This window comes from Cystobacter fuscus DSM 2262 (genome assembly GCF_000335475.2).
GTDB lineage: Bacteria > Myxococcota > Myxococcia > Myxococcales > Myxococcaceae > Cystobacter > Cystobacter fuscus.
This window is the reverse complement of the sequence record NZ_ANAH02000017.1, coordinates 1-19157: the sequence shown is the minus strand read 5'-3', so window position 1 is coordinate 19157 and position 19157 is coordinate 1. Positions and strand designations below refer to the sequence as shown.

Below are 19157 nucleotides of genomic sequence, written 5' to 3'. Positions count from 1 at the left end.
CAACCTTCATGTCGAACGATAAGATGACTCAACGCCTTCGGCGCGGCATTGAGGAGCAAGAGCAGCGAAAGGCCGCCATCGAGAAAACCGCCGTGGAATCCGTGACCAACTTCATCGTGGAACTCATTCGGCCCTTCGTAAGGGGCGTCGTGAAGGGTGTTCTGAGCTGGCTTCAGAAGTTCTTCGGGTAGCTTCCGGCTGGTGCGAGCAGGAGATCTGCCGATGCACGCCCAGCGGATGCGCCAGGGGAACACTCGTCTTCACCTCAGGAGTGGAGTGAGTTCGCGCGCAGGTCGAGGGGCAGGTCGCGCAGCCTGCGGCCAGTGGCGTTGTAGACGGCGTTGGCGATAGCGGCGGCGACGCCCGTGATGCCAATCTCTCCCACCGACTTGATGCCGAGCGGGGCCGTGGACGGGTCCGGCTCGCCCACGAACAGGATCTCGATCTCCGGCACATCCGCCTGCACGGGGACGAGGTACTCGCCCAGGTCCCCGTTCACGACGAGCGCCGTGCGCGGGTCGACGTGCCCCGCCTCGGTGAGCGCCATGCCGAGCCCCATCGTCATGCCTCCGAGCAACTGGCTGCGCGCCGCCTGGGGGTTGAGGATCCGCCCGCAGTCGAACGCCCCCACCATGCGGCGCACGCGCACGGTGCCCAGCTCCTCGTCGACGGCGACCTCGACGAACTGCGCTCCCCAGCTGTAGCAGGAGCTGTCACCCGCGGCCTGGGTCCGCACCGCCGCCATGGTGGTGAAGGCCTTGGGGCCGCTGAGCCGGCTGATGAGCGTGGGATGGGTGCGGTGGATGGCGTCGAGCTGCTCCTGGCCCGAGCCCGAGACGAGGGCCGCGAAGTCCACGCCCACCGCCGGATCCGCGCCCAGCACCACGCGGCCCTCCCGGACGGAGAGCTCCTCCCGGCGCCGGCGGTGGAGCGGGGAGGCCGGCTGTCGGCGCGCCAGCTCGAACAACCGGTCGCGCAGCGTGCTCGCGGCACCATGGACGGCGAGCCCGAGCGAGGAGGACAGCATGGAGCCTCCGGCGAAGGCCGAGCGCGGATGCCGGGTGTCGCCGAGCCGCACGTCGATGCGCGAGGGCGGCAGGCCGAGCACCTCGGCGGCGATGAGGGCGAGCGCGGTGTAGGAGCCCTGGCCGATGTCGACGCCCCGGCTCTCGACGTACACGCCGCCGTCGCGGGAGATGCCCACCCGTGCCTCCGAGGGAGCGTGCCGGGTGGGGTAGGCGGCGGTCGCCATGCCGAGCCCCACCCACTCGTGGCCCTCGCGCCGGCTCCGGGGCTCGAGCGCGCGGAGGGACCAGCCGATGGCCTCGGCCCCCGCGGCGTAGGCTTCCTTCAGCCGGCGCGACGACCAGGGCTTGCCGGAGTGCGGGTCGGAGTCGGCGTGGTTGAGCAGGCGCAGTTGGAGCGGATCGATCCGGGCCTGGGCCGCGAGCTCATCCATCGCCGACTCGATGGCGAAGCTGCCCGGGGCCTCGCCCGGGGCGCGCATCCAGCCGGGCACGGGGATGTCGAGCGAGACGATGGAGTTCTCGGCCCGGTAGTTCGCCACGGCGTAGGCCGACTCGGACGCGCGCGAGCCCTGCTCGGCGTAATGCGAGTCCCGGTCCGACTCGTTCGTCGTCTCGTGGATGATGGCCGAGAGCCTGCCCGTGGCCTGCGCGCCCAGGCGCAGCCGCTGGCGGGTGGCGGGCCGGTTGCCCACTGAATGGAACACCTGGGAGCGGGCGAGGACGAGCTTCACCGGCCGGCGCACCACGCGCGCCGCCATGGCCGCGATCCCCGCATGCGGGTAGAGGCTGAGCCGGCTGCCGAAGCCGCCGCCCACGAAGGCGGAGAGCACCCGGACGTGCTCCCGCTTCAAGTCGAACCAGACGGCGAGCACGTCCTGCGCCCCATCCACCCACTGGGAGCCCTCGCGCACCGTGAGGTGCTCCGCGTCGTCCCACCAGGCGAGTGTCGCGTGGGGCTCCATGGCGACATGGAACTCGCGGGGCGTGGTGTAGACGGCGTCGAGGGTGAGCGGCGCGGAGGCGAGCGCGGCATCGGGATCGCCTCGATGCGAGTCCCCACTCAGCGCCTTGGAGAGGAGCCCCAGACAGGCGACGCGCCGGGCCTCCCCGGCGCCGAGCGTGGCGGCGGGAGGTGTCTCGCGGTAGGTCACCCGCACCCGCGAGGCCGCGTGGCGGGCGGCCTCGAGGCTCTCGGCGATGACGGCGGCGACGTACTGGCCCCGGTAGCGCACCTGCTCGTCTTGAAGCGGCGGGCGCCGGCTGCCGGCGGCGCCCAGGGGAAAGACGGCGGCCTTGTCCAGGCGTGGCGCGTTCAGGTGGGTGAGCACGGTGAGGACGCCGGGCATCGAGCGCGCCTCGGTGGTGTCGAGGGTCGCGATGGTCCCGTGGGCGATCGTCGCGCCCACCAGCACGGCATGGGCGAGGTTCGGGGGCACGGCATCCGCGGTGTAGTCGGCGCGGCCCGTCACCTTGGCGACGCCCTCGATGCGCGTCGTCGGGGGTCCATCGCTCGGAGGCACCACGGGCGGGGTCTTCATGAGGTCTCCAGGAGGTGTACGACTCCGGAGGACTCTACCAGACGAGAGAGCGCACCCAGGGGGTATGGCGACGACCCCTCACTCGGGCAGGGTGAAGCGATAGGCGACCTCCAGGTCACCCCGGCTGAAGCCCTTGAGCACCTCGTGCGCAATCTCCTTGCCGCTCAGGTAGGTGAGCCCGCCGGACGCGAAGCCCATCACCGACAGCTCGAAGTAGGTGTGCGGCCGGGGCACGCCGGTGATTCGCAGTTCCGCCACATTGCCGAGAACCTGCGCCGTCAGCTCGCCCTCGGTGAAGTACCCCTTCCAGATGCCCGGCGTGAACAGCGCGAAGCGCCGGTAGTCCCCCTTGTTGAACAGCGCCTTGAGCTGGCCCTGGCGCAACGCGTACTCGGCGGACTTCACGCCGTATTTCCAGTAGGCCTGCGAATCCCCCGCGTAGAACTGCTGGGTCATGGCGTCGTTGAGCCGCAGGAAGGCATCCACCGGAATGCGCGTCACCGGTAGCACGGGCTGGGCGAAGACGGGATCCCGCTTCGCCTGCTCGGTGAGGAATGCGAGCCACCGCTCCCTGCCGAAGGTCTGCTCCGCCTGGAGTTGCCGAGCCAGGAACGCGACGCCTTTGACATCCATTCGTGTGCCTCCACCGCCGTTCGGCCGCCCCTGCTATCAGACGGACCCGACCGGGTCACGTGGAGAGGTATCCAGGATTGAGCCGGACGGGGCGGGAGAGATGGGTTAGAGAAGGGCTCCGATGACCCTCGCTCCCACGCTGTACGACTTCCAGGTCGCCTTGAGTCACGTCGACCGCTCGATTGACCAGCCGCAGCTCGTCATCAAGCTCGCGCGCCACCCCTCGGAGACGATGCAGCGCGCATGGCTGCGGGTGCTCGCGTTCTGCTGGCTGTGGGAGGAGCGGCTGACCTTCAGCAAGGGATTGAGCGAGCCCGAGGCCCCGGACATCGAGTGCCGCGACTACACGGGCCTCGTCACCCGCTGGGTGCGCGTCGGCAAGGCGGACCCACTGAAGGTCCAGCGCGCCGTCGACCAGAACCCGCACGCGAAGGTCGTCGTGATGTTCGAGTCCGCCCAGCGGCTGGAGGCGTTCCTCGTCGAGGCCCGTGAGGCGAAGGCGACACGGGTGGTGAAGGCCGAGCTCGCCGCGGTGGATGCCGACCTGCTGCGCTCGCTCTCCCAGTTCGACTCGCGGCGCATCAAGCTGTCGCTGACCTTCGTCGGCGACCACGCCTATGTCGAATGCGAGGGGCAGAGCTTCGACGGTCCGCTCACCCGCGCCACCCCATGAAGCTCGAGCGCCACGTCGGAGGGCTCTCGCTCGCGCGAAAGGCCAATTACCTGCGCGCGCGGGGCTGGCGCGAGGAGAAGGAGGGCTGGTCGAGTGAGATCTTCGGCCTGCTCCCGACGGCCAAGGCCCTCCACCACCAACTCACCGACGACCTGAGCCAGGCGCTCTGTCAGCGGGGGTGGCAGGTGCTCGGGTTCTCCGAGCGGGGCTATGTGCGGCTGCGAGAGGGCGAGCGGGGCAAGCCCTGTTCGCTGCCCAAGGCGCTGCGCACCCAGGCCCGCCGCGAGAAACGACTGGTGGCGGAGCTGACGTACTCGCTGTTCCTGGCGGCGCTGCTCGAGGTGGAACGAAGCCCCTGACGGCCGTCTCCCTGGTCTCCTGGAAAACGCTTTTGACGGTTTTCCCGGAGCGATGTTATGAGCCCCCCATGGACGAGCGCGGTTCAACGCCCGGGGTGACGCTGGAGGACGTTGCCCGTCGAGCGGGTGTCTCGCCGAGTACGGTGTCGCGCATTCTCAACGGGACCGCCCGCGTGCGCGAGAGCAAGCGCCGGGCCGTGGAGCGCGCCATCGCGGAACTCCAATATCAACCCAATGTGATCGCCCGGGGACTGGCTCGCGGCCACACCATGTCCGTGGGGGTGATCACGCCCCATATCGCGAGCCCCTTCTATAACGAGACACTCACGGGGATCGAGGACAGCCTGGCCAAGGCAGGCTACTCGCCGCTGTTCGTGAGCGGTCATGGGAACCTGGCCAAGGAGGTGGAGCGCGTGGCGTTGCTGGTCGCGCGCCGTGTCGAGGGCATCATCTTGCTCAACTCCATGATGGACGACGAGGCCCTGCTCAACTGCTCGCAACGCTTGCCGCTCGTCACCACCGGGCGCCACCTGCAAGGCCCCCGGGTGACCAGCATCCAGCTGAACAACGAGCAGGCCGCATTCGAGGCCACCTGGTACCTCATCGAGCTGGGTCATACCCGTATCGCTCACATCGCCGGGCCCGCGCACAACATCGATGCCCAGGAGCGCCTGGCGGGCTACCGCCGTGCGCTGCTCCAGGCGGGCCTGCCCGTGGACGAGCGGCTCATCGCCGTCGGCGAGTTCCACGAAGCCAGTGGCCTGATGGCACTCAACCAGTTGCTGGAGACGCGCCAGAGTTTCACCGCCCTGTTCATCGCCAATGATCAGATGGCCTACGGCGCCCGCCTGGCGCTCTACAGGAGGTCCATCCGCGTCCCCGAGGACGTGTCGCTGATTGGCTTCGATGACCTGCCAAGCTCGCTCTACACCACCCCGCCGCTCACCACCGTGCGCCAGCCGGCGTACGACCTGGGCCATGCCGTGGGCGAAGCGATGCTGCGGATGATCAACGGCCAGCCGGTCTCCCAGCCGGACCTCCCGCTGAGCCTCATCGTGCGCGAGTCCACCCTGCGCAGGCGTGACTGACACCCCTCCCCAACCATGATGCGGCATGTCATCGCGAGGCCCGCGGCCGCGCCCGCCCCTGAAAGCGCTTGTCACCGGTGGGTGGACCGCCGCCGGTGAGTGCCGGGCGCATGGCTTTACGCGGAGCGTCATCACTGTCTGGCCGGGTCGGACCCGACTCCACGCGCCTCTCCCGACGCTCTCTGTTCAAACTTTCCAGTCCACATGTCCGGGACAAGGTGAAAGCGCTTTCAAGAGCGGCCTTTACTTTCTCGATAATTAAGTTTTAATGATCTCTCCGAGAACACGAGCTCGTCTCGACTTGCGCTGCATGGGTTTGACACAGCGCGACATCCGAGTCCGGAGCCACGGTCCTCCTGGAGGCATCGAAAATGCTCAAGAACGTAGCGTCTATGGTTTCCACCTGGGCCGCCGTGGCGGGGCTCTGCTCGCTCCTGCCAGAGAGTGCCCATGCCGGGGCGGTCTCCACGGCGAACACCACCCTCTTCGGCCCGAATGTCTACGTCTTCGACACGAGCATGCCGGCCGCCGACATCCAGGCCAAGGCCACCTCCATCTTCACGCAGATGGAGTCCAACCAGTTCGGCACCGAGCGCTACGCGCTGCTCTTCAAGCCGGGAACGTACAACGTCCTCTTCGACGTGGGCTTCTATACCCACGTGGCGGGCCTCGGGCAGAACCCCGACGACGTGCTCATCAACGGTGGCGTGAACGTTCCGGCCTACTGGATGCCGAACATGAACGCGACCTGCAACTTCTGGCGCGCCTACGAGAACTTCTCGATCAACGCCTCGTCCGCCACCAACAACACGACCACGATCGCCGTCTCCCAGGCCGCCCCCCTGCGGCGCATGCACATCAAGAGCGCGGGCGGACTGTGGCTCTTCCAGGTGGATCCCAGCACGGGCGCTGGCGGTTGGGCCAGCGGCGGCTTCCTCGCCGATTCCGTGGTGGATGGCCAGGTGCTCCCCGGCTCGCAGCAGCAGTGGCTCGCGCGCAACAGCAAGTGGGGCAGCTGGGGCAACGCCGTGTGGAACATGGTCTTCGTGGGCGACATCAACGCGCCCAGCCAGGCCAACTTCCCGACGGATGCCTACACGACGGTGGACCGCACGCCCATCATCCGGGAGAAGCCCTACCTCTACGTCACCAGCACCGGCCAGTACGCCGTCTTCGTTCCCGCCCTGCAGACCAATACCCAGGGCCCCAGCTGGGCCGCCGGCTCCACGCCGGGCACGTCCATCTCCATCGATCAGTTCTACATCGCGCAGCCGTCCACGGCGAGCGCCGCCAGCCTCAACTCGGCGCTGAGCGCCGGCAAGCACATCCTCTTCACGCCCGGCATCTACCAGCTCAACGACACGCTGCGGGTCACCAAACCCGACACCATCATCCTCGGCCTGGGTGTCCCCTCCCTCATCCCCACCAGCGGTCAGCCGGCCATCTCCGTGGCCGATGTGGACGGCGTGAAGATCGCGGGTCTCATCATCGATGCCGGCGCCATCAACTCGCCCTCCCTGCTGGAGGTCGGTCCCCCGGGCAGCTCGGCCAGCCACGCGGCCAACCCCACCTTCCTGTATGACCTGACGGTGCGCACCGCGGGCCCGACGGCGGGCAAGAACGACGTGGGCATCAAGATCAACAGCCACAACGTGGTGGGAGACCAGCTGTGGCTGTGGCGCGCGGACCACGGCGAGGGCGCCGCCTGGAACATCAACCCCACCAAGAGCGGCCTCGTCGTGAACGGCAACAACGTCACGATGTACGGTCTGTTCAACGAGCACCACAACGAGTACCAGACGCTGTGGAACGGCAACGGCGGCCGGGTCTACTTCTACCAGTCCGAGATTCCCTATGACGTGCCCAACCAGTCGTCGTGGATGAGCAAGAACGGCACGGTGAACGGCTACGCGTCGTACAAGGTCGCCGACACGGTGACGAGCCACGAAGCGTGGGGCGTGGGGGTGTACTCCTACTTCCGCGACGCGGCCGTGAAGTCGGAGAACGCGATCGAGGTGCCCAATGTCACGGGCGTCAAGATCCACCACATGACCACCATCTGGCTCAACGGCACGGCCGGCAGTGAAATCACCCACGTCATCAACGGCCAGGGGGGCCGCGTCTACGCGAACACCCCCGCGGAGGCGATGCGTCAGACCATCAACGAGTTCGCGGGCACCGGGACGCCGGTGATCGACACGCAGGCGCCCACCGTGCCCGGGAGCCTGACGGCCACCGCCGCCTCGAGCAGCCAGATCAACCTGACCTGGAGCGCCTCGTCGGACAACGTGGGGGTGACGGGCTACGACATCTACCGCAATGGCACGCTCGTGGGCTCCTCGGGCACCACGTCGTACAGCAGCACGGGCCTGGCGGCTTCCACGACCTACACCTTCACGGTCAGGGCGCGCGATGCGGCGGGCAATACCTCGGCCGCCAGCACCTCCGTCAGCGCGACCACGAAGGCGGCCACGGGCGACACCCAGGCGCCCACCGCGCCCACGAGCCTGGCGGCCACCGCCGCCTCGAGCAGCCAGATCAACCTGACCTGGGGCGGCTCGACGGACAACGTGGGGGTGACGGGCTACATCATCTACCGCGGCGGCACGCAGGTGGGCACCTCGACCGCCACGTCGTACAGCGACACGGGCCTGGCGGCCTCGACGGCCTACAGCTACACCGTCAAGGCGAGGGACGCGGCGGGCAACCTCTCGGCCGTCAGCAACACGGCGAGCGCCACCACGCAGGCGGGCGGCACGGGCGGCACGGGTACCGAGTGGACGTACGGGTGGGACAGCAACAGCGCCACCCAGGCGACCTCGTGGTTCAAGCCCACGGGCTTCACGGCGGCCTACGTCATCGTGCACTACGCCTACTCGGGCATCTCGCAGCAGAACGTCACCCTGACGTTCAACAACACCACGGGCCGCTGGGAGCTCCCCGTGACCGGCCTGAGCTCGGGCAAGGTGATCACCTACTCGTACACCTACAACAAGAACGGCGCGCAGTACGACACCCCGACCTACACCTGGACCAAGCCCTGACGGTCTGAAGAGCTCCTGACACGGACGGCCCACTTCCCCGCGAATTCGCGGTGGGGGTGGGCCGCTTCGTTTTCGTCGCTCCCCGCCGACGGCGCCGAGTGGGCGGGAGCCTGGCTCATGGCGAAGGGCTCGCCGCGTCCCGGAGTTTCTCCAGGCTGAGGAGCTCGATCTTCCCGTAGGTCAGGCGGACGGCGCCCCGGGCCTCCAGCTCCTTGAGAATCTGGTTGGTCGTCTGCCGCGAGATCGCCAGCATCAGCGCGAGCTGCTCCTGCGAGACATCGATGACCCGCCGCGGGCCCTCGTGCAGGTTCCCATAGTCTTCCGCGATCATCAGGAGGCGCCGCACCAGGCGGGCCGGAGCGGGCAGCAGCGACAACTCCTCCAGCGCGATGAACATGAGCCTCAGCTTGTGGCTCATGAGCAGGGCGAAGTCGCGCCAATATCGCGGCTCCTGGGCGAGCATCGTCTTCAGTGCCGCCTGTGGGACCTGCAGCACGCGGGTGGCGCCTTCGGCGACGGCATCGTGGGTGCGCGGCTGGCCGTCGATCAAGGAGATCTCCCCGAACCAGTTGGGCGGCTCCATCAGCATCAGCAGCGCTTCCTTGCCGCTCTCGCTCACCCCACTGATGCGGACGGCGCCTTCGACCACGCAATACAGGCCGCAGGGCCGGTCTCCGCGTGAGAACAGCCGCTGGCCAGAGCGCAACTGGCGCACCACGGCCGCGTCGAGCAATCGGGCCCTCAGCTCCTCGGGAATTTCCTGGAACCAGCGACCGCTGAGGATGAGGGGCCGCCAGGCCTGCACGCGCTCGTCTGACATTCTGTGCTCGGGGAAACAACCTTGTCGGTTACCCGACAGACCCGGGCAGCGCCTGGGGCCATCATGGGGGCTCGAACAACCGAGGAGAGCCTACATGAAGACGCTGGTGGATCATCTCGCTCAATACGCGGCCTATCACCGCGACCGTCGCAACATCGCCACGCACTTCGTCGGCATTCCGATGATCTTGCTGGGCGTCGCCACCCTGTTGTCTCGCCCCGGCTTCGAGGTGCTCGGGGTGGTGCTCTCACCGGCCATGGTCTTCAGCCTCGCGTCGGCGCTCTTCTACTGGAGGCTCGACGGACGCTACGGTCTGGTCATGACCCTGCTGCTGGGGGGAGCGCTGTGGTTCGGTCAGGTGTTGGCCACCCAGGCCACGGCCACCTGGCTGAGCGCGGGGGTGGGCCTGTTCGTCGTCGGGTGGATCATCCAGTTCGTCGGGCACTACTACGAGGGTCGCAAGCCGGCCTTCGTCGATGACCTCATCGGGCTGATCGTCGGGCCCCTGTTCGTCGTCGCCGAGCTGGGCTTCTTCTTGGGGCTGCGGGACGAAGTGCGCCGCGAGGTGGAGGCGCGGGCGGGGCCGACCTGTATCCGTCGCGGGAACGAGGCCCGCACGTAGGGCCGCGGCGCGCCCAGGCGCGCATCGGACGAGAAACCATGGTGGGAGTTCGAGGGCCGGGGATGCCGTATCATGTGCCGGGCTTGGGCGAGCATCTCCACCCCTGACACGGTCATGGCCGTGAGGTGAACCTGATGCGACGATTGCTTCGGTTGGATGTCAGCGTCGAGATGGCCGTGCACCTGCTCCTGCTGTGGCTGCTTTGCCAGGGAGCCATTCCGCTCGTCTTCAAGCTTGGGTTCACCGTTGATGGTTTGCCGGTGCACTTGTTGATCTGGACGGGGGAGTCGCTGCGAGGTGGGCTTGGCTGGGGCATTGGCCTCCTCGTGCTCGGGGTCGCGTGGCTCGAGACTCGAGTGGACCTGCGTCCATGGGTCAAGCGTTGCCTCCGTCTGGCGGGTCCACTGTTCCTGGCAAGCCTCCTGTTCTCACTCTGGCTCATGAACTGGTGGATTGTGTGAGGCCTCCGCCGAGGTAGACGCGCATGGCGCGGGCGGGAGCGCCACATAAGGCCGCAGGGTGTTGAGGAGCAAGACAGCCACGAGGTCCAGGCCCCTGCCGAGCACCTCATCAGCTGTCTCGAATCCTCACGGCCCCGCTCGGAGTCCCGTCACGAGTCCGGGTGGGGCTGTGCCTCCCTGGGAAGGCCTGGGGTAACCGTTCATGGCCTCGGCTTGTCCACCTCCGAACGACGCCTCGGGGGTGAGAGGCTCGGACTGGAAGCACTCAGCAGTTATCCCACTTGGCCTCCGAGAAAGCACCACCGCCCTGCTGCTTGCACCAGTACCTGCCGTAATTCGTGCAGTTGTTGTAGACAACATCCTTGAATGGGCCGTGCCACTTCGAGCACTTGACGTAGCAGCAAGCCGCGAGTTCCCCCACCTTTCCCGTTTGTTCTTGAGCCCAGGGCGGAAGCGCTTCTGAAGGGGTGGTCGAGTCCGCAGGAACCTGGGTCTGCTCGGGGGCAGGGGTCTGAGCCTCCTCTCGACTGTCCTGGGGACCACCACACCCCGCCGCGAGTGCCACTCCCAACATCAGCATGCTCACACCAGCGAATATGCTCTTCATGAAAATAGACCTCTCAATGATGCAGGTGAACGAACGAGGCTCCAGGAAAGAAGCTCGGAATGTCCCCTCTTCACTGGCTCGCGGCGACCCGGAGCGGAGTTCGCGGACTGCCCGCGACTCGTACTCCAGGTATTGATCCAACCCTCCACCGCGCCCCCCTCATCCAGGCATTCACCTCTTCTTTTCCCGGGCTGGCCCTCCGCGCCTCCTCGCCCCCCCCTGAACGCAACCCTTCCTCCGCAAGCACTCGTGAATGAGACGCGAATGCATAGAAAAAGGCCCTACCCCCTCCACGAGACTTCCCGGCCCGAGCGCCTGATGGCTCAAGACTTCGATGAACGGAGACTTCACCCGGAGTGATGGGATTCCAAAGGAAAGCAGAGGACCGGCGGCGCGCCAGGCTCGCGTCCTCGCCTCCTGCCTGCTCGGACAGACGACAGCCGGCTCGCCCCCCGGCTCCTCCTGGAGAACGCTACTTGCGCGGGTAGGTCACGAAGATCATGTCTCGCGCGACAGGACTCCAGGAGACCCCCGAATTGGTGGAGAACAACAGAGAGCCCGCATGGGGTTTGTACCCTCTGCGGAGGTACCGAACTCGCATGGTGCTTGAGCCCGGATTGACCTGATAGGCAATCTCTCGGTAGTTCGACTCGCCGTTGTACAGGGTCAGACCCATGAAGCAGCCAGAGGTCTGAGAGGGGCCACAGTAGGCGCCCCCAAGCAGGTGAGGAGGAGAGCGTGGCACCCCAGGGCCGCTGCCTCATGCAGTGGGCTCGCCTCTTGTGGCTTCGGCCCTGCCACGCTTGGGAGAGCCCTCCTGCGACGTCCCGGCTCTGCCCCCACTTGAGGGAATCAGCGCTCCATTCTCGACCTCAGAAGAAAGTCCACGAGCCGAGGCTGAAAGCCCCGGATCCCAGTTCAATAGTCCTCTCAGTCAGTCTTCGTGTCCCGTGGCTCGGGCGATGACGCTGCCCAGCGGGGTGGGCTTGGGGTCGTCATGGTGCGTCTCCGCCTGGAGTGCCCAGTCCTCCAGACGCACCTTGTCCTTCTGGAAGATCATCATGTGGGTCGACCCGCCGAACTCGAAGTGGCCAATCTCGGTCCCGCGAGAGATGGTGACGGGCGGGGCGCCTTCATCCACGATGAATTCCGGCTCGATGACGCACGTCGATACCTCGACCATTCCAATGCAGATGAGGGCGACGTAGCCGCATCGTTCGTGCTTGAAAATGAAGATGGCGCGCGCCGCGACGTGGCCGAGGTAAGGCTCCGATTCGGTTCCTTCCCAGGTGCCTTGCCCTTCGCCCTGACCCGGACGCTGCGCGAAGTAGGTCCCCGGCTGCACCCATGAGCGCACCAGGGTGCCGTTGAGCGGCGCATTCCACCGGTGGTAGTGCGTCGCGGAGAGGAACCCTTGGTAGAGTTGACCTCCCTCGAAGAGCCGCGCCCAGTGCTCCTGCCCCGCGAAGATGTCGAGCAGTGAGTAATTGACGTCCTTGACCCAGAAGTCCGTCTCGAAGGCGAGGTAATCACTGTATTGCCATGGCGTGGTCTCGCAACCAATGTTGATATCGGTTTCGGGATTCCCCTCGAAAGGACGAGCGTTGGGCACGAACTTCCGAATGAAGAATGAATTCCACGAGTCATAGCCATACCCGGGCTTGGTGGCGTCGTGAATCATCTGCTCCCATACGCCGGCCTTCCATGCAGCCTTGGAGATCCACGAGCCTTCCTTTTCTGGGTTGTGGATGTCGAGCTTGTCGAGCGAGTCCTCGCTCTTGAGGAACGTGTTCCACGCATCGAGAACTTTCTTGAACTGGAGGTTGAAGGTCGTATCGTGAAACAATGCCAGTCCTGCTTCGGTGGCCATGGCGATCGCCAGGAGTCCGTTCATCGGAGTTCCGACTTGAGCCGTCGTGTTGAAGGAGGGAGACGTGGAAATGATCTCGTTGAGGATATCGAAAAGGGAGTCGAAGTCCTCGATCCAAAGCACATCGCCATCCTTGTCCTTGATGCTCTCTTGAGTCTCCGGATCGAGACTCCGGACGAAGTCGTTCGCCTGGTCGATCATCGACGTGACCCACATGCGGTATACGCTGTGCGTCGTCACCCAGTCCTTGAACGCCTTGATCTCCGGCCGCATGGGGGCGAGTTCGCCCTCCTTCTTCTTGGCCGCGATGGCGTGGCGAAGGGGAACAAGGAACTTTGCCGTAGCCCACACTCGGTTGGGGACCCAGAATCCCATCTGGATGGGACCCGCCTTTTCGAGGTCGAGGATGTTCTTGCCTTCCTCGATGACGCGAGGCCTCTTCGGAGATTGGAGGAACTTCTCGGTCTTCTTGTGATTCATTGCTCTCTCCCTTGCTTTGGCACGCTCTTGGCGTGATTCACCCAGGGCTGTCCCTTCACGGTCTACCTGGCTGAAGTCCTGACCTCGTCGACATCGCAGCGACGATTGGGCTTCGGCCAGAAGGAGCCTCTGTCCTGGGAGAAGCCAGAATCGCATCCATGCTCCTCCGGCGATGTGACGTGCCTCACTCTCCCGCCGTGAAGCGATTCACAGCGCGGGTGCGTGAAAGCATTGCTCTCGCGATCAGAGAGAAATAACGCATGGGGCTTGGCCGCGGAGGCAGGTGCGGCCGCGCCATATTGCGTCCAGCATCTCTTGCTCCGGGCGAAGTGGGATGAGGCGGCCGTACGTGATGACGTTCTGGCGTACGCGCGACAGCGGCTGGGCGAGTGCAGTGTGCTCGTGGTGGACGAAACGGGGTTTTTGGAGAGGGGCGACAGCGGCCCTCCTCGGCCCCTCCGCTCCATCCCTCTCCCTCCACACGGCCTCTCTTCCGCACGGCCTCTCTTCCGCCTATGCGCCACATGGGGTGACGCAAGTGACTCCGGAGGCCGGCTCGCACTGGCGCTACACTGTCACGTCCTTCTTCCTGGCCGAGAGCTGCTCCCCTCCGTCTACCTGCTGCCGTCCTACGAGTCGTCTGACCCACGCCCTGGGCCCCTGGGACCTTTGTCCCACGGGCCGGCAGCGGCTAGCGTCTCGCGCATGCTCCGATGCCTGGCACGTGGTCTCCTGCTGCTCAGCGCCGTGCTGCTCCTCGTACCCTGGGGGGCGCTGGCATGCTCCCTGGCGGTGCCCCGCTCCTGGACGAAGCGGACGGCGGACGGGGCCTTCGAGCTGTCCTCTCGCGTGGGGGAGCGCACCTTCGGCCCGGCCACGCTGTCGCTGCGCGAGGTGCGCTCGGACAAGAAGCTCTGGGAGCACACGCTCCAGGAGGCCCCCTACGAGCAGCAGGCGCTCTTGTCGCCGAGCGGCCCGTACGTGGCGCTGGTGGACGACTTCTCCGCCGAGTTCACCGTCTATGGCCCGGGGGGCGAGGCACGGAAGCTGTCGCTGGAGCCTCAGCTCACCGCGGGCGAGAAGCGCAAGCTGCCCCAGACGAGCTGCGGCCAGCAGTGGGTGAGCGCGGCCCGCTTCGAGGGTGAGTTGCTCGTGCTGGAGGTGCCCACCGGGGGCAAGGTGCCGCCCATGTACGCGCAGCCCAAGGGCACGGCCGTGCGCTTCGAGCCGAAGACGCGGCAGCTCACGCGGGACGCGCCCGTCCCCGAGAAGAGCACGGCGGAGCTGATCCAGACCTACCAGGGCGCCTCGGAGCCCCCACAGCGCCAGCGGCTGGCGCAGGAGCTGCTGGAGCGCTCGATGGATGTGAAGGAGGGAGGCGATGCGGCGCTCAGCCACTTCTGGCAGGAGTTGCTGCGGGCCCCCGGCACGCAGCCCCGGCTGCAGGCGATGGCGGTGATGGGGCTTGGGGCCACTGGCACGGAGGAGGAGGTGCGCGCGCTGGCACGGCTGCCGGCGGGGGTGCCGGAGCGGAACGAGAAGGTGTTCCAGGCGCTGCGGCAGCGTGTGCCCGCGGAGGCGGAGGCCTTCGGCCTGCGCGTGCTGGAGGAGCGGCGGGAGCCCGAGCTGCTGCGCGCGCGCGCCATGGACTTCCTGGGCAGCCGCGGGGAGGCGGTGGCGGAGCGGGCGCTGCCGCTGGCGCTGACAGATCCGTCGGTGCAGGTGCGGGAGTACGCCCTGGGGGTGCTGGCACAGCCGCCCTTGAGGGCCAAGGCCGTCGAGCGCGCCCTGCCCTTCTGCCAGGACGGCGAGGAGCGGCTGCGCAAACGGGCCACGGAGAGCCTGCGCCGGCTCCTGCGCGGTGTGGTGGGCCCGGAGCGGGAGCAGGCGATGGCACTGCTGCGCGGGGCGAAGAAGCGGGGGCAGCTCCAGGGCTTTCCCGAGGGGTACGTCATCCTCGCGGGCGTGGCGGATCTGGAGAAGAAGCGCGCCGAGGCACTGGCGCTCTACCGCGAGGGGATGAAGGGGCTCGAGGCGCTGCCCAAGGAGAGCAAGTGGCCCACCGCGGACTTGCGGCTGGAGGCGAAGCTGCAGCTGGCCTTCGAGGCCAAGGCGCAGGGCAAGGCGGCCGAGCTGAAGAAGTGGGCCGAGGAGGTGCTGGGCGACGAGCACAAGCAGACCTTCGTCTGCGCGCCCAAGCCCAACGCGTACGCGGGGGGCCAGCCCCCGGACGGCTGCAGGGGCGGCCAGTTCACCGCCGAGCACGTGGCCCGGCAGCTGCTCAAGGGCGGGACCGCCGCGCGATGAGACTCGGCTGGCTGTGCGATGGAGAGGGCAATCTCGCTAGGGCATCGTCACGAGGATGAGGCTGGTGATGATGCTCAGGAGGAAGAAGTAGGGCCCGCTGACCAGGCTGTACATCAGCGGGCGCGGCATGTTGGGGTTGATGGCGGTGTTCGCCATGGTCGAGACGAAGTAGCCGAAGCCGACCACCGCCCCGAAGGTGATGGCGTCACCGACCGAGGTGAGGTTCAAGGCCTTGATCAGGGTCGCGCTGGTGAGCACCGCGATCAGCGTGCAGACGAGCGGCCCCACGATGAAGATGGGCGCGGGCTTCGCCTTCGGGTCGTGCGCCCGGCCAAGGACGGAGGCATAGGCCTTGCCGAACAGCGCGGTGAACCACAGTCCGCCGAGCACGGTGCAGGCGAAGGTCGCGGCCAGGACTGCGAGCCAGTTGATTCGAGTCACTGCATCGGAGATGTTTGTCATTGGGTTCCTAGACTGATTTGGATTTCGCGCGTTTCCGCGCGGTCGTGGCGGGTGGGGACAACGGGGCCTCGTCGCCCCGTGAGGGGTGATTGCGCAGGGCCGGCAGGAGGACTCCGTCCACCATCGACACGAGGAAGGCCAGGTCGAACGGCTTGCGCTGGACGAGGGCGCGGTAGGCGGCCATCGCCGGAATGACCTGGGAGAGCGTGCCGATGTCGGCGGAGGCCGACACCTCGCCGCGCGCGACGGCTCGCCGCATCAGCGCGGTATGTGCTTCGGCCCACGGCTCCACCATCGCGCTGTTGGCGGCCTCGGCGAGTGCCGGGTCTTGTGAGATCAGCGCCGCGAGCGCCGTCATGATCTTGAGCTTGCGTTCGTTTTCCTCGAGCGACTGCGGCTTGAACAGGCCGAGCAGGTCACCGCGGAGCGTGCCCGTGTCGGGGAGCTGCTGGAGATCGACCTGGTTGCGCTTCATGCGCGCGACCGCGTCGATGATGAGCTCGGTCTTCGACGTCCAGCGGCGGTAGATGGTCGCCTTGCCGGCCCCCGCTCGCGCGGACACCAGGTCCATCGTCAGACCTTCGGCGCCCACCTCGGCGAGGACCTCGAGCGTGGCGTCGAGGATGGCGGCGTCGCGCGAGGGGTCTCGCTTGCGCCCCGACTGCGCTGGCGCGGTCTCGACGGGTTCGTCAGGGGACTGAGGCATGTCGTGTATCTCCCTATGCGGATGCCCATGGGTTTCGAAACCATGAGGTTCCGAAAGGCCGCGAGGTGTCAACGCGGATCCGGGAGCTCGCCTGTCTTCAGGAGCGTCGTGCGCGCCGCGTCGGCCGTCTGGACCATCCACGCGGGGTACTCGAGCGACAGCGCGCTCGCCGCGTCGAGCGTCCCGAGGTCGTCCTCCGACAGCCGAACCTCCAGCGCCTTCAGGTGCTCCTCTAGCTGGTCGAGTCGTTTGACGCCGAGGATGACACTGGTGACCACCCGCTGCTGGAGAAGCCAGGCGAGCGCGACGGCCACCAGTGACGTGCCGTGTCTCGCCGCGATGCCGTCCATCGCTTCGAGCACCGGCGCGCCCTTCACCTCATCCACCGGGGGAAACGCGATGATCGAGCGCCGCCCGCCCTTCGTGGCTCCCCGGTACTTGCCCGAGAGATAGCCGCCGGCGAGCGGGCTGTACACCAACAGGCCGAGTCGTTCTGTCTGGAGCATGGGCACGAGCTCGCGCTCCAGCTCTCGACCGACGAGCGAATAGTAGGCCTGCACCGACTGGAACGGGACCGCGTTGAGCCGCGCCGCGACGCCCAGCGCCTTGGTGACCTGCCACGCCGCCCAGTTGGACACGCCCACGTACCGGACGTGTCCCTGCCGCACGAGGTCGTCGAGCGCGCGGACCGTCTCCTCGACGGGCGTTGCCGGATCCCAGCCATGGAGCTGATAGAGATCGATGTGATCGGTGCCAAGCCTTCGCAGGCTCTTCTTGAGCTGGTCCACGATGTGGTAGCGCGAGGCCCCGCCATCATTCGGTCCCGAGCCCGTCGCGTGCTCGACCTTGGTCGCGATCACCACCTCGTGCCGCGCGATGCCGAGATTCTTGAGCGAGCGGCCGATGATCTCTTCCGACTGCCCGCCGGCATAGACATTGGCGGTGTCGACGAAGTTGATCCCCGCGTCGAACGCGCGACGCACGATGCGGTCCACGTCGTCCTGCCCGACGTCGCCGGCCCCGGCGTAGCGCCCGCTGCTGGGGCCGAACACCATCGTGCCCAGGCACAGCTCCGACACGAACAGCCCACTGTTGCCGAGTACGTTGTAGCGCATGTTCTTCCGTCTCCCTCCCGCGGCTCGGGAAGCAGCGGTCCAATATCGATACCGCTAAGTATCGAAACCGTCAAGTTCCGAAACCCACTGGTGTCGATTTGACCTTCGATGAACCACGCGCTGGCTACCCAGCGCTTGCCGGTCCACCCGCTGGCCAGTTACCGGCGCTTCGTGGGCAATGGCGAGCGCGACGGGGTGCCTCGCAAGCCGGACCCCACACCGAGGCGCTTGGTATCGCGGCCGAATGAGCCCCTCGAAGGTGTCAAAGAATTTGAGCAGTACGACCTGACGCGACACGTGGCGGAAAGGAGAAGGGAGGAAAGCAGGCCAAGAAATCCCCCCGACTCCACCGAACCGCCGCCTCTCGAAATGCCGCGACGAAGGCCCGGTATTGCTCGCGCAGTTCCTTCAACGCCTGACGCGTGGAGGCATGCCCCAATGGCCTCGGGCTTCTCTTGAGCTGCTCGGGCCGGGTATGAGGGTGCTGCGCCCTCACGGCGCTCGCTCCCAATACGGGCATGCCCCGGGTTCGCGCCTCGGCTTCCACTTGCTCCACGAGCCCCCGCACCGCACTCTGCCTCTGCTCCTCCTTCAGTCCTTCCCAGCACGGCAGTGGCGCGAGTTCCAGTTCCACCGGCTCAGCCCATTCCTGTGCGAAGCGCCCCTCTCCCGCCATGTCCTCGCTTCCGCGTTTGCTCCAGCGCTTCGTCCAGTTGAACCACCGGAACATCCGCCGTGCTGGCCCCAGCAGTTGCGGCAGGCACGTGAGCCCCGGCCACTCCGCGCTCTTGTCCACCAGCCCCTCTTTCACCCCATGGGCCAGCACATAGCGCAGCCGGCCCACCAGCGCGGTGTCGTCCAGCACCGGCTCCGCTGAGTAGCGCCTCTCCCAGAAACCTCCGCTCCAATCCACCAACCTCCCTACCTTCTTGGAGAGGTTGGCGCGCAGGTATTGCATGAAGCCGGCGAGCGCGGCCCCTCGTGCCCAGACCAACAGGTGGAAGTGATTGGAGGCGAAGGTGAAGGCGTACAGCCGCACGGTGCCGACGCTCTGCTGGACGGCGCGGGCCAGCACTCCGCCCACCACCTCGTTCACCTCCACGCTGGGGCGGAGCAGCAGCCGCCCCTGGAAGCACCTGGACGTGACGAAGTAGTAGCCCTCCTCCTGGAACATCCTCAACGGCCAGCCCATCCCCGTCCCCCTGCCTGCGCTCCGCCAGGCCGGATGCACCGCACGCGCCAACTCGCAAGTCCGCGGAAGCATTCAAGGGGAGTGGGCTCAACCGTCTACGCCGCGTCTCGTTCTGACTCGGGTCCCTCGTTGTCGGGTAGGCCGGGGCAGTT

Annotated in this window: 16 protein-coding genes; 8 read left to right on the top strand and 8 right to left on the bottom strand. The window is 67.0% G+C overall.

From position 1 onward, the window contains the following. Positions 1–8: 8 nt before the first annotated feature. Positions 9–191, top strand: a complete 183-nt coding sequence (locus D187_RS27525) for a hypothetical protein (RefSeq protein WP_020918320.1) — start codon at positions 9–11, stop codon at positions 189–191. A 74-nt stretch (positions 192–265) separates the two neighbouring features. On the opposite strand, the gene D187_RS27520 is transcribed toward D187_RS27525, so the two are convergent. Further along, the gene (locus D187_RS27520) at positions 266–2566 is read right to left on the bottom strand and encodes a xanthine dehydrogenase family protein molybdopterin-binding subunit (RefSeq protein ID WP_002628919.1); all 2301 of its coding nucleotides are present in this window, start codon (positions 2564–2566) and stop codon (positions 266–268) included. A gap of 78 nt (positions 2567–2644) precedes the next feature. Continuing rightward, on the bottom strand, positions 2645–3199 hold the full coding sequence (locus tag D187_RS27515; RefSeq protein ID WP_002628920.1) for a hypothetical protein: 555 nt from the start codon (positions 3197–3199) through the stop codon (positions 2645–2647). Positions 3200–3320: 121 nt separating this feature from the next. Between D187_RS27515 and D187_RS27510 the strand changes: the two genes are divergently transcribed. The 4 genes from D187_RS27510 (at position 3321) to D187_RS27495 (ending at position 8363) form a co-directional block, all read left to right on the top strand. Beyond that, a complete protein-coding gene (locus D187_RS27510) occupies positions 3321–3872 on the top strand; it encodes a YaeQ family protein (protein ID WP_002628921.1) in 552 nt (183 codons plus the stop codon). Beyond that, positions 3869–4231: a hypothetical protein gene (locus tag D187_RS27505; protein WP_002628922.1), complete on the top strand. Its 363-nt coding sequence runs from the start codon at positions 3869–3871 to the stop codon at positions 4229–4231. Before D187_RS27510 ends, D187_RS27505 begins: the two co-directional genes overlap by 4 nt. A 68-nt stretch (positions 4232–4299) precedes the next feature. After that, a complete protein-coding gene (locus D187_RS27500; RefSeq protein WP_002628923.1) occupies positions 4300–5319 on the top strand; it encodes a LacI family DNA-binding transcriptional regulator in 1020 nt (339 codons plus the stop codon). A gap of 392 nt (positions 5320–5711) precedes the next feature. Further along, positions 5712–8363 carry a pectate lyase-like domain-containing protein gene (locus tag D187_RS27495; RefSeq protein WP_043431714.1) on the top strand — a complete coding sequence of 884 codons (2652 nt, stop codon included), beginning with the start codon at positions 5712–5714 and terminating at the stop codon, positions 8361–8363. Between the two features lie 115 nt (positions 8364–8478). On the opposite strand, the gene D187_RS27490 is transcribed toward D187_RS27495, so the two are convergent. Continuing rightward, on the bottom strand, positions 8479–9183 hold the full coding sequence (locus tag D187_RS27490; RefSeq protein WP_002628926.1) for a Crp/Fnr family transcriptional regulator: 705 nt from the start codon (positions 9181–9183) through the stop codon (positions 8479–8481). Positions 9184–9277: 94 nt separating this feature from the next. Between D187_RS27490 and D187_RS27485 the strand changes: the two genes are divergently transcribed. Next, complete coding sequence (locus D187_RS27485; RefSeq protein ID WP_002628927.1) at positions 9278–9805, top strand: Mpo1 family 2-hydroxy fatty acid dioxygenase; 528 nt, start codon at positions 9278–9280, stop codon at positions 9803–9805. Between the two features lie 134 nt (positions 9806–9939). Next, a complete protein-coding gene (locus tag D187_RS27480) occupies positions 9940–10266 on the top strand; it encodes a hypothetical protein (RefSeq protein ID WP_020918319.1) in 327 nt (108 codons plus the stop codon). Positions 10267–11807: 1541 nt separating this feature from the next. On the opposite strand, the gene D187_RS27475 is transcribed toward D187_RS27480, so the two are convergent. After that, positions 11808–13223 (bottom strand): phosphatidylserine decarboxylase family protein, encoded by a 1416-nt coding sequence (locus D187_RS27475; RefSeq protein WP_002628929.1) that lies wholly within the window; start codon positions 13221–13223, stop codon positions 11808–11810. Between the two features lie 705 nt (positions 13224–13928). On the opposite strand from D187_RS27475, the gene D187_RS27470 reads away from it, so the two are divergent. Beyond that, positions 13929–15530: a HEAT repeat domain-containing protein gene (locus D187_RS27470; RefSeq protein WP_002628930.1), complete on the top strand. Its 1602-nt coding sequence runs from the start codon at positions 13929–13931 to the stop codon at positions 15528–15530. Positions 15531–15566: 36 nt separating this feature from the next. Here the strand turns inward: D187_RS27470 and D187_RS27465 are convergent, their stop codons facing one another. The 4 genes from D187_RS27465 to D187_RS50450 form a co-directional block, all read right to left on the bottom strand. Continuing rightward, on the bottom strand, positions 15567–15992 hold the full coding sequence (locus D187_RS27465) for a DUF1761 domain-containing protein (protein ID WP_002628931.1): 426 nt from the start codon (positions 15990–15992) through the stop codon (positions 15567–15569). 7 nt (positions 15993–15999) lie between these two features. Beyond that, a complete protein-coding gene (locus D187_RS27460; RefSeq protein WP_002628932.1) occupies positions 16000–16698 on the bottom strand; it encodes a TetR/AcrR family transcriptional regulator in 699 nt (232 codons plus the stop codon). A gap of 68 nt (positions 16699–16766) precedes the next feature. Next, on the bottom strand, positions 16767–17813 hold the full coding sequence (locus D187_RS27455; RefSeq protein ID WP_002628933.1) for an aldo/keto reductase: 1047 nt from the start codon (positions 17811–17813) through the stop codon (positions 16767–16769). A gap of 262 nt (positions 17814–18075) precedes the next feature. Then, entirely contained in the window at positions 18076–19005 is a 930-nt protein-coding gene (locus D187_RS50450) for a hypothetical protein (protein ID WP_002628934.1), read from the bottom strand. Positions 19006–19157 lie beyond the last annotated feature (152 nt).

Excerpts from the sequence above, each read along its gene's own strand:
- D187_RS27490 (WP_002628926.1), bottom strand. The coding sequence starts at position 9,183 with ATGTCAGACGAGCGCGTGCAGGCCTGGCGGCCCCTCATCCTCAGCGGT.
- D187_RS27510 (WP_002628921.1), top strand. The coding sequence starts at position 3,321 with ATGACCCTCGCTCCCACGCTGTACGACTTCCAGGTCGCCTTGAGTCAC.
- D187_RS27465 (WP_002628931.1), bottom strand. The coding sequence starts at position 15,992 with ATGACAAACATCTCCGATGCAGTGACTCGAATCAACTGGCTCGCAGTC.
- D187_RS27500 (WP_002628923.1), top strand. The coding sequence starts at position 4,300 with ATGGACGAGCGCGGTTCAACGCCCGGGGTGACGCTGGAGGACGTTGCC.
- D187_RS27480 (WP_020918319.1), top strand. The coding sequence starts at position 9,940 with ATGCGACGATTGCTTCGGTTGGATGTCAGCGTCGAGATGGCCGTGCAC.
- D187_RS27505 (WP_002628922.1), top strand. The coding sequence starts at position 3,869 with ATGAAGCTCGAGCGCCACGTCGGAGGGCTCTCGCTCGCGCGAAAGGCC.
- D187_RS50450 (WP_002628934.1), bottom strand. The coding sequence starts at position 19,005 with ATGGGCTGGCCGTTGAGGATGTTCCAGGAGGAGGGCTACTACTTCGTC.
- D187_RS27455 (WP_002628933.1), bottom strand. The coding sequence starts at position 17,813 with ATGCGCTACAACGTACTCGGCAACAGTGGGCTGTTCGTGTCGGAGCTG.
- D187_RS27485 (WP_002628927.1), top strand. The coding sequence starts at position 9,278 with ATGAAGACGCTGGTGGATCATCTCGCTCAATACGCGGCCTATCACCGC.
- D187_RS27515 (WP_002628920.1), bottom strand. The coding sequence starts at position 3,199 with ATGGATGTCAAAGGCGTCGCGTTCCTGGCTCGGCAACTCCAGGCGGAG.
- D187_RS27470 (WP_002628930.1), top strand. The coding sequence starts at position 13,929 with ATGCTCCGATGCCTGGCACGTGGTCTCCTGCTGCTCAGCGCCGTGCTG.
- D187_RS27475 (WP_002628929.1), bottom strand. The coding sequence starts at position 13,223 with ATGAATCACAAGAAGACCGAGAAGTTCCTCCAATCTCCGAAGAGGCCT.
- D187_RS27525 (WP_020918320.1), top strand. The coding sequence starts at position 9 with ATGTCGAACGATAAGATGACTCAACGCCTTCGGCGCGGCATTGAGGAG.
- D187_RS27460 (WP_002628932.1), bottom strand. The coding sequence starts at position 16,698 with ATGCCTCAGTCCCCTGACGAACCCGTCGAGACCGCGCCAGCGCAGTCG.
- D187_RS27520 (WP_002628919.1), bottom strand. The coding sequence starts at position 2,566 with ATGAAGACCCCGCCCGTGGTGCCTCCGAGCGATGGACCCCCGACGACG.
- D187_RS27495 (WP_043431714.1), top strand. The coding sequence starts at position 5,712 with ATGGTTTCCACCTGGGCCGCCGTGGCGGGGCTCTGCTCGCTCCTGCCA.